Genomic DNA, 13,708 nt, shown 5'->3' on the forward strand with positions numbered 1-13,708 from the left:
GAGCAAATAGGACGCTAACAGCGTTAAAAATTTCTCATTTAGAACAACTAAATAGCAAAATAGTAAAATAGTGGCATGTACCAGCACATTTTAACGTAATGTGTTGGCTTGCTAAGGCGTAAAATACCGAGAGGTTTTAAAAGCAGGTTAGCAAACGCTTGCAAGCACAAGCGTTTGCTATTGTAAAAAGGGTGAGTCAGCCTGTAAGCCGGGTTCTGTTCTCTCCCGAGGGAGATCGATAATCATTCGTCTAGGCTTGGGATCGCTCCCAAGCTCGAGCAACCTACCCGGTTCCGATGCGGGCCACACCATAAGGAACCCTATTTGGTCTTGCTCCGGGTGGAGTTTACCTTGCAACCAACTGTTACCAGTGGCCCGGTGCGCTCTTACCGCACCCTTTCACCCTTACCGGTTCCGAAGAACTTAGGCGGTCTTCTCTCTGCTGCACTTGTCGTAGGCTCACGCCCCCCAGCCGTTAGCTGGCACCCTGCCCAATGGAGCCCGGACTTTCCTCCCCCTGATCATTTTCGTCACAGGCAGCGATTATCCGGCTGACTCAGGCGGGCGATTATACGCACCTTTGCCATAAAACGCAGCATTAATTTGCGTTACTTACCATTATTCCCCTTCGCGCTCGGCGATGATGGCTTTATACAGGGCGTTTTTCTTCAATCCGAAGTACTCAGCGGCAATGCCGCAGGCTTTTTTCAACGGCATTTCCCCTTCCAGCAAGCCGATCAGTTGTTTGGCTTCCGGCGACATTTCGCTGCTCACCTGGGTTTTACCCGGCAGCATCAATACCAGCTCGCCCCGCTGACGCTCAGGTTCGTTTTCAAGAAAAGCAATCAGCTCACACACTGGCCCACTGAAAAAGGTTTCATACGTTTTAGTCAGCTCTTTGGCGAACACTACCTGCTGCTGCTCACCCAGTGCTGTTTGCAAGTCAGCCAGACTGGCCATGATACGGTGAGTGCTTTCATACATAATGCTGGTGATGCCGGACTCATGTGCCTCTTTAAAGAAGCTCTGGCGAGCCTGGCTTTTAGCAGGCGTAAAACCAACAAACTGGAAGCGATCCGTTGGCAAACCAGAGCAACTCACTGCCGCAATTGCAGCACAGGCGCCAGGCACAGGGGTAACCTGAGCGCCGGCTTCACGACATAAGTTCACCACTGCATAGCCAGGGTCGCTGATCAGCGGTGTGCCAGCGTCGGATACCAACGCGATGTCCATGCCCTGCTCCAGCCAATCCAGAACCTGCTGCGCCTTTTGTTTCTCGTTGTGGTCGTGCAAAGCAAAGGTTTTTGCTTTTATGCTGAAATGACTCAATAATTTACCTGTGTGACGCGTGTCCTCGGCAGCCACTAAATCGACGTCTGCCAGCACTTTCAGCGCACGTTCACTGATGTCTTCTAAATTGCCTATGGGTGTGGCAACGATATACAGGGTGCCAATTTTGTCTGAGATTTCGGCATTTGTCATTGAGCTCTCCAGGGTCAGTCAGTAAGATATCCACAAACAAAAGGTATGAGTATAGGTTTGCGAGTGAGACTGAAAAATATAAGTCTAGTGATTGCGGTATTGTCAGGGTTATCGGCCTGCGGCACAACCCCTAAAACGGCATCAACGCAAGACAAACAGACATTGGCCACAGCCTCTACCGCACCAGCTGAACAACTGGATGCGCAAGGTCTGTTCGATAAGGCCAGCAGCAAACAAGGCGCTAGTAAAATCCAGTTGCTCTATCTGGCAAGGCAAGCCGCCATTGACGAGCAAAACTGGTCCATTCTGGAACAGGCTTGTAGCGAACTTGAAAGCAAAGCCAGTGTCGATCATGTACAAAACAAACTGTATACCGCGTTGGCCCGACAACAACAGCAGAAATTCAGCAGCGCGCTGGCCTTACTGCAAACGTTGGAGAGCAAATTAAAACTGCCAGAACATCAGGCCTGGCATCAGTATTTAATGGGCAGCGTGTATGCCGCCCAGCAGTTGCCCAAAAAAGCACTGGTCCATTATTTTAAAAGTGCCGACCTGGCCAACAAACACCAATTGTCGATTGCCGGTCTGAATCAGGACATCTGGCAGGCATTGCAGCAACTGTCCTCCTATGCGCTGGAACGCTTCGATCGCGGCACGGTTATCCAGCAAGGCTGGGTTAAACTGGCCAAATATCATCAGATCTACCTCGGGTCGACGGTGCAACTTCATCAGGCGTTAAATAACTGGCAACGCCGATATACCAGTCATCCGGGCAGTGAGATCATCCCCACTGAGGTAAAAACCACGCTGGATCTCGCGCCCTATAACGTGACCCGCATCGCGGTCTTATTACCAACCTCAGGCAGCAGTGAACGCCTGGGCAGAGCCCTCAAAAATGGCTTCCTGGCCGCAATGGACAACAACCGGGTTGAAGAAATTTTCTTTATTGATGAAACGCTGGATGTTGCACAAATTGATAAAGAGCTGCAACAAAGTCAGGCTGAATTTGTCATTGGTCCGTTACTCAAAAGCAATGTAGAAAAGCTCACCTCCAGTACATATTTAACAACCACACCTGCCCTGTTTTTAAATACCCTGGATACCGCTTCACAGGCCGGGAATCCAGACCATTATTACTTTGCGCTGGACCCCGAGCATGAGGTTGAGCAGGCCATGGTGCACTTTCTTGCCAAAGGCTATCAAAAGCCGATGCTACTGGCGCCCGATACCGCATCTGGTAAACGCCTGATCAGCCACTTTGAAACCCAGTGGCAGCGTTATAGCGAAACCCGCCCGGAAGTCGGCTTTTACTCAGACAGTGAAAACATGGCCGAAGTGGTTGGCCAACTGCTTGAAGTAGACAGCTCAAAACAGCGGATCAACACCATCAAACGTATGTTTCGCAAAGAGCTGGAAAGCGAGACCCGCTCGCGTCGTGATATAGATGCCATCTATATCTTAGGGGATGCCATTGAAACCCGCTTACTCAAGCCTTATCTGGACGTCAATGTCAGTACCTTTGCCGATCGTATTCCGCTCTATGCCAGCTCGCGGAGTTACAGCAAGCAGATAGACAAAACAGACAAAGGGGATCTTGAAGGGCTATTTTTCACAGAAGTACCCTGGATGCTGCCCGGTGCGGTAAAGTTGCAAAACTTGCGCGAACAACACTCTGTCTTGTGGCCGGAACAATCAGACATTGAGCAACGCCTGTTTGCCATGGCCTATGATGCCCTAAACCTGCTCCCTGAAATTAAGCAGCTGAGTAAAATACCAGGCAAAGAATTTGACGGCCTGACTGGCGCACTCACCATCAAAGAAGCGAACCGGATTGATCGTCAGCTGAGCTGGGCACAATATCACAAAAAGCAGATCAGACTGGTGAGCCTGGACCAGCGCCCACCTACGCCGCTGTTTATGAAACAGCTGTATGACAATTATCAGGCACAGCAGTAAACGATGTTTGGCAACCTGTTCAGTCATAGCCGAGAAAAAGGCCAACACTATGAAAAGGTTGCTGAAACTTATCTTAAAAAGCAGGGTCTTAAAGCCATAACGCGTAATTATTTATGCCGCTATGGTGAAATAGACCTGATCATGAAAGAAGGCGATACCTGGGTGTTCGTCGAAGTAAAATTCCGCCGTGGCGGAGGCTTTGGTGGCGCAATACAGGCGCTGAGTCAAAGTAAGTTACAAAAATTGCGTCGCAGTATATATAATTACCTGCAACAATCTGCTTTGCACAATGTCCCTGTCCGAATCGACTTTGTAGCAATTCAAGGCGATAAAAACCCAGATATCCGATGGATTAGAAATATAACTTAGTATGCAAGAATCAATTAAAGAGATCTTTACCGAAAGTATTCAAGCACAAATTGCCGCAGGTGAAGCACTCCCTGAGGTACTTGAATCAACGGCTTATGCAATTGCACAGTGCCTCATCAACGGCAATAAACTGATCTGTTGTGGCGTACCAAGCTGCCACATGATGGCGGAACACTTCAGCAATCTGTTGGTGAATTACTTTGAGACTGAGCGCCCGTGTCTGCCTGCACTGACCCTGAGCCAGACTCAGATCAACCTCAGCAATAACGACGAGAACCAGGGATCAGATTATTTTGCCCGCCAGGTTCGCGCTATCTCAAATGAAAATGATCTATTGTTTGTTGTGGCCATCGACGGACATGAAAAGAGTGTGATCAGTGCGGTAGAGGCAGCGCTGACCAATGATCTCAATGTCATTGCGCTGATCGGCGATGATGGTGGCGAGCTAACGGGGCTGCTGGGACCCAATGACGTAGAAATACGCGTACCCAGTAAACGTGCCAGCCGCATTCTCGAGACCCATTTATTTACCGTACACTGCCTGAGCCAGTTAATCGACAATATTCTCTTCCCACAGGACGCATAAAAGATGTTAAAACGACCTGCACTGATACTTTGCTCCGTGTTACTGATCCAGGGCTGCGCAGCCGCGGTTGTGGCCGGTACCGCTGGCGCTGTCACGTCAGCCAATGACAGACGAACACTGGGCTCACAAATTGATGATAACAATATCGAGATCAAAGGAACCCTGGCACTTAAGCGCATTCCGGCACTGGCTAACCACGCTAATATTAGCCTGGTGAGTGTCAACGGCCACGTACTGATGGTGGGCCAGGTGAGCACCACAGAAATGAAACAGCAAGCTCACAGCACCCTGCAAGGTGTTCAGGGCATTAAGCAGATTTACAATCAACTGCGGATCGGCAGCAACATTGGTATCACCACTCAGACAAATGACAGCTGGTTAACCACTAAGGTAAAAACCAAGTTGATTGCCGACGATCACATAGATGGCAGCAATATTAAAGTAGTTACCGAAAACAGCGAAGTCTTTCTGATGGGCCTGGTCAATCAAACAGAAGCCGAACGGGCCGTTGATATTGCACGTAATGTGCACGGGGTGCTGAAAGTCGTGAAGGCTTTTGAAATCTTATAGGAAATAAATAATAAAAAACCTGCCCTATGGCAGGTTTTTTTATGTTTTGACGTGCTACTTTATCACTCTCAGATGCGAGGTTTTCTTCGCCTTTTCAGGCGTTTCTTTATCGACTGAAGTGGCTTCAACTGACTCCTCACGCTCTTCTGTAGGAGTCTGAGCATCGCCTTCAGAGAGCATATCATCCTGCGGATGTTCCGGCTCAGAGAATATCGTACCTTCGCCATTCTCACGCGCATAAATTGCCAGCACAGCACCAATTGGTACATAAACCTGCATGGGCTGACCAGAGAAACGCGCATTGAAGCTCAGTGCGTCATTGTCCATTAAAAAGTTAGCAGCTGCTGAAGGGCTAACATTCAGCACTATCTGCCCCTGCTGAACAAACTGACGTGGTACCTCAACCGTCGGAAACTCAGCATCAACCACAATATGGGGTGTACACTGGTTATCGACAATCCAGTCGTAGAAAGCACGTAATAGGTAGGGGCGATTTGAAGTCATTAGCTGCGGATCTCTCGCTCAGCTTCAGTTAAAGAAGCCTGGAATGAATCGCGCTCGAATAAACGCAGCATGTACTCTTTCAGCTCTTTTGCACCAGCACCCGACAGGTCAATGCCAAGCTGTGGCAAACGCCATAATAGAGGTGCCAGGTAACAATCCACCAGGCTGAACTCTTCACTCATGAAGTAAGGGGCTTCACTGAAGATAGGTGCGATTGCAAGTAACGCTTCTGTCAGCTCTTTACGTGCCTGTTCGGCATCTGCGCCACCTAGCGCAATCTTTTCTGCAAGGCTATACCAGTCTGTTTCGATACGGTGCATCATTAGACGGCTGCGACCACGCATAACAGGGTAGACAGGCATTAATGGAGGATGAGGGAAACGCTCATCTAGGTATTCCATTATGATATTTGCCTGATACAGGCCTAATTCTCTGTCGATCAGAGTGGGAACTGTACCATAAGGGTTAATCTCATGTAGTGCCTCTGGCAAGTTGTCCTTTTCGGCCAGATGAATATCGACACTTACCCCTTTCTCGGCCAATACGATACGAACCTGATGGCTGTACATACAGTTTGCACCGGAGAAAAGAGTCATAACAGGGCGCTTATTGGCAGCAACGGCCATGCCTACCTCCATAAATTAATGACAAAGTAATAAAATCACTTTAATACCAATTTTATGTAATAAAATCGATAAAAACAGCAATAGGGGCTTAAGCCCCTATTGCATCAATTGCTGGTAAATGTCCAGATTAATGGACATCTCTCCAGTATTCTTTCTTCAGCAGGAATGCCAGAATGAAGAAGATAACCAGGAAGCCAAGTACTTTAATACCCATTGCTTCTGATTGAAGGCGTGAAGGCTCACCAACATAGGCCATGAAGTTAGTCAGGTCACGAACGGCCTGATCATATTCATCTGAGCTTAGCTCACCTGAACCATCTGTTGAGATGCTTTTCACTTTCTGAACGACTACGCCGTTCTCTTCTACTTCTTCAAATTCCGCAGTAGGCACACCTTGTAACTCTTGCAGTACGTGTGGCATACCAACCAGTGGGAACACTGAGTTGTTCACACCAAACGGACGGCTTTCGTCAACGTAGAATGACTTCAGATAAGTATAGATCCAGTCAGCACCACGTACACGAGCAACCAAAGTGAGATCTGGTGGCGCAGCACCAAACCATTTTGCTGCGTCATCTGTATCCATGGCATTCAGAATGTGACCACCCACTTTTGAACCATCAAAAATTAGGGTCTCTTTACCAATATCAACCGGGATACCGATGTCACGGAAAGTACGCTCATAACGCTGATACTGCATCTGGTGACAACCCAAGCAGTAGTTCATGAACAACTTAGCACCGCGTTGCAAAGACGCATTATCAGTCAGGTCATGGTTCGACTCCAGTAAAGGAACCGACGGACCGGCTGCCATTGCAAAGGTAGGCAGCAATGCGAATAAACCAATTAGTAGCTTTTTCATCATTTCGTCAACCTCGTAGGCAATGGCTTAGTAGTTTCATTCTTCGAGTACACAAACAGCAGTACGAAGAACATGAAGTAAGTTACGGTACAAATTTGCGACAGAATTGTTGAAGTCACTGTCTGCGGTGTTGCACCAGCCCAACCCAGGATGAAGAAGGTAACAACGAACTGAGCAATGTTCAGCTTGTGGATACCACTACGGTAGCGGATTGAACGAACCTTACCACGGTCTAGCCAAGGCAGTAATGCCAGCATCACGATAGACACACCCATCGCAATAACACCCAGCAGCTTATCAGGGATTGCACGCAGGATGGCGTAGAAAGGCGTGAAGTACCAAACTGGGAAAATATGCTCTGGTGTTTTCAGCGGGTTAGCCGCTTCAAAGTTAGGCGCTTCTAAGAAGAAACCGTTCATTTCTGGCATGAAGAATACTACCCAGCAGAACAGAATTAAGAAACCAGCCACACCCAGAATATCTTTAACAGTATAATACGGGTGGAAAGGGATCGCATCAACGATGTCTTTCTTACTTGTATAGTACTCGTGGAACTTGAATTTAGGCTTGTCTTCTTCAGCAACAGTGCCTTTTTTACGCTTGATGTCGATACCGTCAGGGTTATTTGAACCCACTTCGTGTAGCGCAACAATGTGCAGGAATACCAGGATAACCAGTACCAGAGGCAGTGCAATTACGTGCAATGCAAAGAAACGGTTCAGAGTAGCACCTGAGATTACGTAGTCACCACGGATCCACAACGTCAGGTCATCACCAATAACTGGGATTGCACCAAACAGTGAAATAATTACCTGAGCACCCCAGAATGACATCTGGCCCCAAGGTAACAGGTAACCCATGAATGCTTCAGCCATCAACGCCAGGAAGATAAGCATACCGAAGACCCACAGCAACTCACGCGGCTTCTGATAAGAGCCGTAGATCATGCCACGGAACATGTGCAAATAGACAACGACGAAGAATGCCGACGCCCCTGTCGAGTGCAAGTAACGAAGTAACCAACCGTACTCTACATCACGCATGATGTATTCAATTGAAGCAAACGCGCCTTCGCCTGAAGGAACATAGTTCATAGTCAACCAGATACCCGTCAGGATCTGGTTTACCAGTACCAGGATAGCCAGTGAGCCAAACAGATACCAGAAGTTAAAGTTCTTAGGTGCTGGGTATTGCGCGATATGCATATTCCAGACACGAGTCATTGGAATACGATCGTCAATCCAGTTCATCACAGCGCCGATTGCGCCTGGCTTATCAACCTTCGCAGTCATTATGCAACCCCTTCTTCTTCACCTACCAAAATGGTAGTGTCGTCAATAAAGGTATAAGGTGGGATCTCCAGGTTCAGAGGAGCTGGTACAGCCTGGAATACCCGGCCGGCCATATCAAACTTAGAACCGTGACAAGGACAGAAGAAGCCGTGCTCCGTTCCTTCAACCTTCTCACCAAAACCACCATTGAGGAACGACGGAGAACAACCTAAGTGAGTACAAATACCGACTGCGACAAAAATCTCAGGGCGCTTAGAACGATGAGGGTTTTTGGCAGAGTCGAGCTGTTGTGGCTCTTCTGAGTTAGGATCACGAAGGTTTCCTTCGTGTTTTTTCATTTCATCCAACATCGTAGGCGTACGATACACAACCCATACAGGTTTGCCTCGCCACTCAACACGAATCAATTGTCCAGGCTCAAGCTTGCTGATATCTACTTCTACAGGCGCACCTGCAGATTTAGCTCGCTCACTCGGATTCCAAGACGCAATAAAAGGAACAGCAGCTCCAACCGCACCAACGCCACCTACGACAGAGGTAGCGATAGTTAAGAAGCGACGTCGGCTGTTGTCTACAGGCGCATTGCTCATCCACTTATCTCCACTATGAATCTCAACACTTGCTATATTGAGAACATCAGTTACAGCAGGTTAATTTTAAGAAACTACAAAATAGACGCGATCATAAATAAATCCCTTGATTAAAACAAGGTTATTCCAGCACCATGCCCGAATAAACCCACGAATATTAGGGGATTGGTTACTTCGAGCATGAAGCCGATTTACTATGGTAAAACGTCATACGCGACCTTTCACTGACTAAGATCAAGCTCAGCAGGCGAGCTATCAAAATTTAACCAGTGTTTTCGCGACTCATTACTTGCCCCGCAATTGTAGCAAAAAAATGCGCTGAGATATCGTCCGAACTCGACTAATTATTATAATTATTGAACTTTTTTGACCATAAATTTGGCCGAAGGATTAAACGTGGCATTGAGAAGGAAAATGGACAGCAAAAATTGCGAAGATTTATGACTGCAAAAAACAAAAAACCCAGCACGAGGCTGGGTTTTTGCAATTCTGAAACGTAATAAATTAACGTTTTGAGAACTGAGTCTTCTTACGTGCTTTCTTAAGACCAACTTTCTTACGCTCAACTTGACGAGCATCGCGAGTAACAAAGCCAGCTTTACGTAGAGAAGGACGTAGTGACTCGTCAAACTCCATTAGTGCACGAGTGATACCGTGACGGATAGCACCAGCTTGACCAGTCATACCACCACCTGCAACAGTGATGTATAGGTCAAACTTTTCTGTCATTTCAACTAGCTCTAGAGGCTGACGAACAACCATGCGAGAAGTTTCACGACCGAAGTACTCTTCGATAGAACGCTGATTAATTACGATGTTGCCAGTGCCTGGGCGTAGGAATACGCGAGCACTTGAACTTTTACGACGACCTGTACCGTAGTATTGATTTGCCATGAGTAGTGCTCCTTAAATGTCTAGAACCTGAGGCTGTTGAGCCGCGTGGTTATGCTCGTTACCAGCGTAAACTTTCAGTTTACGGAACATTTCACGACCCAGAGGACCGCGAGGTAACATGCCTTTAACTGCTTTTTCGATGATCATTTCAGGCTTTTTAGCTTGAAGTTTTTCGAAGTTTACAGATTTAAGGCCACCTGGGTAACCAGAGTGTGCATAGTACATTTTGTCCTGAGCTTTGTTACCAGTTACAGTAACTTTCTCAGCATTGATAACGATGATGTAATCACCAGTGTCAACATGTGGAGTGTACTCAGCTTTATGCTTACCGCGTAGGCGAGAAGCGATTTCAGTAGCAATGCGACCTAAAGTTTTACCTTCAGCGTCAACTACGTACCAGTCACGTTTTACAGTTTCTGGTTTAGCAACAAACGTTTTCATTATAAAAATCCAAAGTTTTCAGTTAAAACCACAGGTAGTCCGAATGACTACCGCTCTACTTTTTGGTGCTTTAACCCCTTCGAGTTTAAGACTTTTTTGCCGCTCAAGTCAGTGGCTAAGCCGACGAGGGCAATAGTAACGCAACGTGGCAGGCCGCGGATTATAGCAAGGGTTTTGCCACGATGCTAGGGGATGGCTGTTTTTTCCACAAAAAACATGCCATTCTCTGAAATGAGTGTGAACCTCACGGTATTGGGGCCTTAAGCAAGGTGCTCGCGGGCGAGATACTCCAGCGATTGCATTTCCTGTAAACGGCTGATGCAACGCTTAAACTCAAAGTTCAGTGTTCCGTCGGTGTATAATTCTGTGATGGGTGCCTCTGCGGAAATAATCAGCGTCACGTTGCGCTCATAGAATTCATCCACCAGCGCAATAAAACGCCTTGCCGCATCATCGTTGTTCTGTCCCATCTGTTTAACATCAGACAAGATAACGGTGTTATACAGGCGACTGATCTCCATATAATCCACCTGAGAGCGCGCCGTTTCGCACAGCGCACTAAAATCGAACATCACAATACAGTCAGACACTTTACGGGTCTGGATCAGACGCCCTTCAATCTCAATAGGCTCGTCCAGTTTGCCTGGTTCAGGCGACAATTTATCGAAATACTCAAACAGGTTATCGTCGGCTTCTTTACCCAGCGGACTGTGAAAGATTTCGGCTTGCTCCAGGGTTCGCAGACGGTAATCGATCCCCGAATCCACATTGACCACTTCCGTATTTTCATTCACCAGCGCAATTGCCGGTAAAAAGCGTGCACGTTGCAAGCCATTGCGGTACAGCTCATCAGGAATGATATTGGACGTCGCAACCAGCACAATACCGCGCTCAAACAGCGCTTCCATTAAGCCACCGAGCAACATGGCATCGGTAATGTCCTGAACAAAAAACTCATCGAAACAGATGATATCGGTTTCAGCTTTAAAAATGTCTGCCACCACTTCAAGTGGGTTTTTCACTTCTTTGAGTTTCTTAAGTTCATCATGAACACGATGCATAAAGCGGTGAAAATGGACCCGCATCTTGCGCTCAGTCGGTAAAGCCTCATAAAACGTATCAACCAGATAGGTTTTCCCCCGCCCTACGCCGCCCCAGAAATATAACCCTTTGACTTTGGGCTGTTGTGTCTTTTTCAGTCCAAACAGGCTGCCCAGCAGGCTTTTTTTGACCGGCACCTGATTGACCAGATCATCATAAAGTCTTTGCAGGTGCCGGACGGCATTTTCCTGCGCGCTGTCGTGGTGAAAATCATCACGCTGTAAGTCTTGTTGGTACTTTTCCCAGGGCGTCATCATCTTTTTTATTGTCGAAGAGCAGTTTTATTTGCCCGCTATATTAACACGCATCGAAACTCAGCGTATATTTAAGCTATCTAAGTCGATTATTTTTTTGCATTCGGTGCGCCACTTAGTCGCATCATCAACAGGAGTATTTTATGACGACAATCGCCTGGTTCGGGATCCTTGTACTCGTTGCAGTGGCCGCATTTATTGCCGGTACGCAATTGACTAAAAAACGCTTCAAGCACGACGAGCTGGAACAAAAAGCGCAAGAAGCACAGCATGCACTGGAACAGTATCGTCAGGATGTCAGCGATCATCTTGCAGACAGCAAAAAGCTGATGGCTAAACTGGAAGAAAACTACACCCTGCTGAACCGTCACTTTGAAGACGGTAAACAGCTCCTTAGCCAGGAAAAATCAGCGCCAAGTGAACCTTTCTTCTCGAAAGAGACCACCGAGCAACTCCACGCTTCATTACACATGCGAGGCGAGAAACGTCGTGCCAATGAGCAAACACACGATGCCCCGCCAAGTGATTATGTTGAAGGAGAAAGCGGTCTGTTCAAAGGAGAAGGGTCACAAAGTGAGCAATTAAAAGCCTCTTGATGAACTTTTTTTTGACCCCATAGTCAGTAGAAATAGCAATTGAATAATGGGAGATGCGCGAAGGCGCATCGCCCAACGGACTAACGCTGTTTCCAGGAGAATTCCACGACTATGAAACTGAAATTATCATTACTTACCGCAGCGCTACTTTCTTCAAGCTTATTTTTATTACCAGAAACCGCTCATGCGCGCCTGCCGGTGTCCGTTGATGGCCAACAGCTGCCAACGCTGGCTCCGATGCTGGAAAAGGTCACCCCTGGGGTGGTCAGCATCCAGGTCTCTGGTGCCAAAGAAGTACGCCGACGCGTTGATCCATTTGATTTCTTTTTTGGTAACCCTGCCCCGCGCTCTCAAAAACGCCCCTTCAGTGGCCTGGGCTCCGGCGTCATCATAGATGCAGATGAAGGGTATGTGGTTACCAACAACCATGTTATCGACGAAGCAGACAATATCGTGGTCACCCTCAAAGATGGCAGAGAGTTTAAAGCAGAGCTGGTTGGTACAGACAAAGAATCAGATATTGCATTATTACAGATCGAAGGCGAAGATCTCACCGAAGTGAAGCTGGCAGACTCTGACAAGCTCAGAGTCGGTGACTTCTCAGTGGCTATTGGTAACCCATTTGGCCTCAGCCACACCGTGACCTCAGGCATCGTCAGTGCCCTGGGCCGCAGTGGACTGAACATCGAAGGGTACGAAGACTTTATTCAGACCGATGCCGCCATTAACCAGGGCAACTCAGGTGGCGCACTGGTTAATTTGCGTGGAGAACTCATTGGTATTAATACCGCAATCCTGGGTGCCTCAGGCGGGAATGTCGGCATCGGCTTTGCTATTCCTTCAAATATGATGAAAAACCTGGTCGACCAAATTATTGAATATGGTCAGGTACGTCGTGGCTCACTGGGGATCCGAGGCCGAACCCTGGACGCAGGCCTGGCAAAAGCACAAGGCTTTGATGTCAAACAAGGTGCCTTTGTTCAGGAGGTCGTTAAAGACTCAGCCGCAGATGAAGCGGGCATTAAAGCCAATGACGTGATCATCGCCCTTAATGGCGACAAGATTGAGAGCTTTGAAGAGCTGCGCGGCAAGATTGCCACCCTCGGCGAAGGTAAAAAAGTCAAGATTGACGTCTATCGTGATGGCGATACCCGAACGCTTAAGGTTGAATTAAAAGGTCAGAGTGAACAACGCGCCGAAGCCGACCGTATTCACCCAAGCCTGCAAGGCGCCGTGCTGGAAAGCGGTGAACGTAATGGTAATCAGGGCATAGTCGTTGTCTCTGTCGAAGAGCGCTCACCTGCCGCCCGAGTGGGTCTGCAAGAAGGCGATGTCATTATGCAGGTTAACCGCCAACGTGTTGCCTCAGTGCGGGATATGAAGCGCCTGATTGACGACATTCAGGGCAATATTGTACTGGGCATTAAACGCGGGCGTGATTCAGTATTTTACCTTATTCAGTAATGTACTGATCCCCTTCACCACATGTAACAAAAAACACAGCGGCACTTGTCGCTGTGTTTTTATTTTTCCAGCGCAGTAAACAATCCACCTTTAGGCGACAAAAGCGTGATGGTAGGTCCCC

Annotated in this window: 15 protein-coding genes and 1 other RNA gene; 6 read left to right on the top strand and 10 right to left on the bottom strand. The window is 47.7% G+C overall.

The genetic code is table 11. From position 1 onward, the window contains the following. Positions 1-188: 188 nt before the first annotated feature. Positions 189-559: RNase P RNA component class A (gene rnpB / locus MHN31_RS10530), an RNA gene on the bottom strand. A gap of 59 nt (positions 560-618) precedes the next feature. After that, a complete protein-coding gene (rsmI, locus tag MHN31_RS10535; RefSeq protein WP_138538336.1) occupies positions 619-1,482 on the bottom strand; it encodes a 16S rRNA (cytidine(1402)-2'-O)-methyltransferase in 864 nt (287 codons plus the stop codon). Positions 1,483-1,545: 63 nt separating this feature from the next. Here rsmI and MHN31_RS10540 point away from each other — a divergent pair, with 63 nt between their 5' ends. From MHN31_RS10540 to dolP, 4 genes are read left to right on the top strand one after another with little or no spacing between them, the layout of a single operon-like run. Then, on the top strand, positions 1,546-3,438 hold the full coding sequence (locus tag MHN31_RS10540) for a penicillin-binding protein activator (protein ID WP_239444256.1): 1,893 nt from the start codon (positions 1,546-1,548) through the stop codon (positions 3,436-3,438). Between the two features lie 3 nt (positions 3,439-3,441). Continuing rightward, on the top strand, positions 3,442-3,807 hold the full coding sequence (locus tag MHN31_RS10545) for a YraN family protein (protein WP_010386592.1): 366 nt from the start codon (positions 3,442-3,444) through the stop codon (positions 3,805-3,807). 1 nt (position 3,808) lies between these two features. Further along, a complete protein-coding gene (locus MHN31_RS10550; protein ID WP_010386593.1) occupies positions 3,809-4,393 on the top strand; it encodes an SIS domain-containing protein in 585 nt (194 codons plus the stop codon). 3 nt (positions 4,394-4,396) lie between these two features. Beyond that, positions 4,397-4,963 carry a division/outer membrane stress-associated lipid-binding lipoprotein gene (dolP, locus tag MHN31_RS10555; RefSeq protein WP_125558519.1) on the top strand — a complete coding sequence of 189 codons (567 nt, stop codon included), beginning with the start codon at positions 4,397-4,399 and terminating at the stop codon, positions 4,961-4,963. A 54-nt stretch (positions 4,964-5,017) separates the two neighbouring features. On the opposite strand, the gene MHN31_RS10560 is transcribed toward dolP, so the two are convergent. From MHN31_RS10560 to zapE, 8 genes are all read right to left on the bottom strand, one after another. Further along, positions 5,018-5,467, bottom strand: a complete 450-nt coding sequence (locus MHN31_RS10560) for a ClpXP protease specificity-enhancing factor (protein ID WP_239444257.1) — start codon at positions 5,465-5,467, stop codon at positions 5,018-5,020. Next, positions 5,467-6,093 (bottom strand): stringent starvation protein SspA, encoded by a 627-nt coding sequence (gene sspA, locus MHN31_RS10565; RefSeq protein ID WP_125558524.1) that lies wholly within the window; start codon positions 6,091-6,093, stop codon positions 5,467-5,469. Before sspA ends, MHN31_RS10560 begins: the two co-directional genes overlap by 1 nt. Positions 6,094-6,220: 127 nt before the next feature. Beyond that, positions 6,221-6,958 (bottom strand): cytochrome c1, encoded by a 738-nt coding sequence (locus tag MHN31_RS10570; protein WP_040644677.1) that lies wholly within the window; start codon positions 6,956-6,958, stop codon positions 6,221-6,223. Then, the gene (locus MHN31_RS10575; protein ID WP_010386600.1) at positions 6,955-8,247 is read right to left on the bottom strand and encodes a cytochrome b N-terminal domain-containing protein; all 1,293 of its coding nucleotides are present in this window, start codon (positions 8,245-8,247) and stop codon (positions 6,955-6,957) included. The genes MHN31_RS10570 and MHN31_RS10575 overlap by 4 nt, the downstream gene beginning before the upstream one ends. Beyond that, positions 8,247-8,837, bottom strand: coding sequence for a ubiquinol-cytochrome c reductase iron-sulfur subunit (petA, locus tag MHN31_RS10580; protein WP_010386601.1), 591 nt, complete (start codon positions 8,835-8,837; stop codon positions 8,247-8,249). Before petA ends, MHN31_RS10575 begins: the two co-directional genes overlap by 1 nt. Before the next feature lie 504 nt (positions 8,838-9,341). After that, positions 9,342-9,731 (bottom strand): 30S ribosomal protein S9, encoded by a 390-nt coding sequence (gene rpsI, locus MHN31_RS10585; RefSeq protein WP_049862864.1) that lies wholly within the window; start codon positions 9,729-9,731, stop codon positions 9,342-9,344. Between the two features lie 12 nt (positions 9,732-9,743). Then, positions 9,744-10,172, bottom strand: coding sequence for a 50S ribosomal protein L13 (gene rplM / locus MHN31_RS10590; protein WP_010386604.1), 429 nt, complete (start codon positions 10,170-10,172; stop codon positions 9,744-9,746). Between the two features lie 260 nt (positions 10,173-10,432). Continuing rightward, positions 10,433-11,527, bottom strand: coding sequence for a cell division protein ZapE (zapE, locus tag MHN31_RS10595; protein ID WP_125558647.1), 1,095 nt, complete (start codon positions 11,525-11,527; stop codon positions 10,433-10,435). Positions 11,528-11,670: 143 nt separating this feature from the next. Here zapE and MHN31_RS10600 point away from each other — a divergent pair, with 143 nt between their 5' ends. Together MHN31_RS10600 and MHN31_RS10605 are read left to right on the top strand one after the other, a co-directional pair. After that, positions 11,671-12,123, top strand: coding sequence for a DUF1043 family protein (locus MHN31_RS10600; RefSeq protein ID WP_138538340.1), 453 nt, complete (start codon positions 11,671-11,673; stop codon positions 12,121-12,123). A 111-nt stretch (positions 12,124-12,234) separates the two neighbouring features. Next, positions 12,235-13,587 (top strand): DegQ family serine endoprotease, encoded by a 1,353-nt coding sequence (locus tag MHN31_RS10605; protein ID WP_239444258.1) that lies wholly within the window; start codon positions 12,235-12,237, stop codon positions 13,585-13,587. Positions 13,588-13,708: the final 121 nt, after the last annotated feature.

Source organism: Pseudoalteromonas sp. McH1-42, from assembly GCF_022347845.1.
GTDB lineage: Bacteria > Pseudomonadota > Gammaproteobacteria > Enterobacterales > Alteromonadaceae > Pseudoalteromonas > Pseudoalteromonas rubra_D.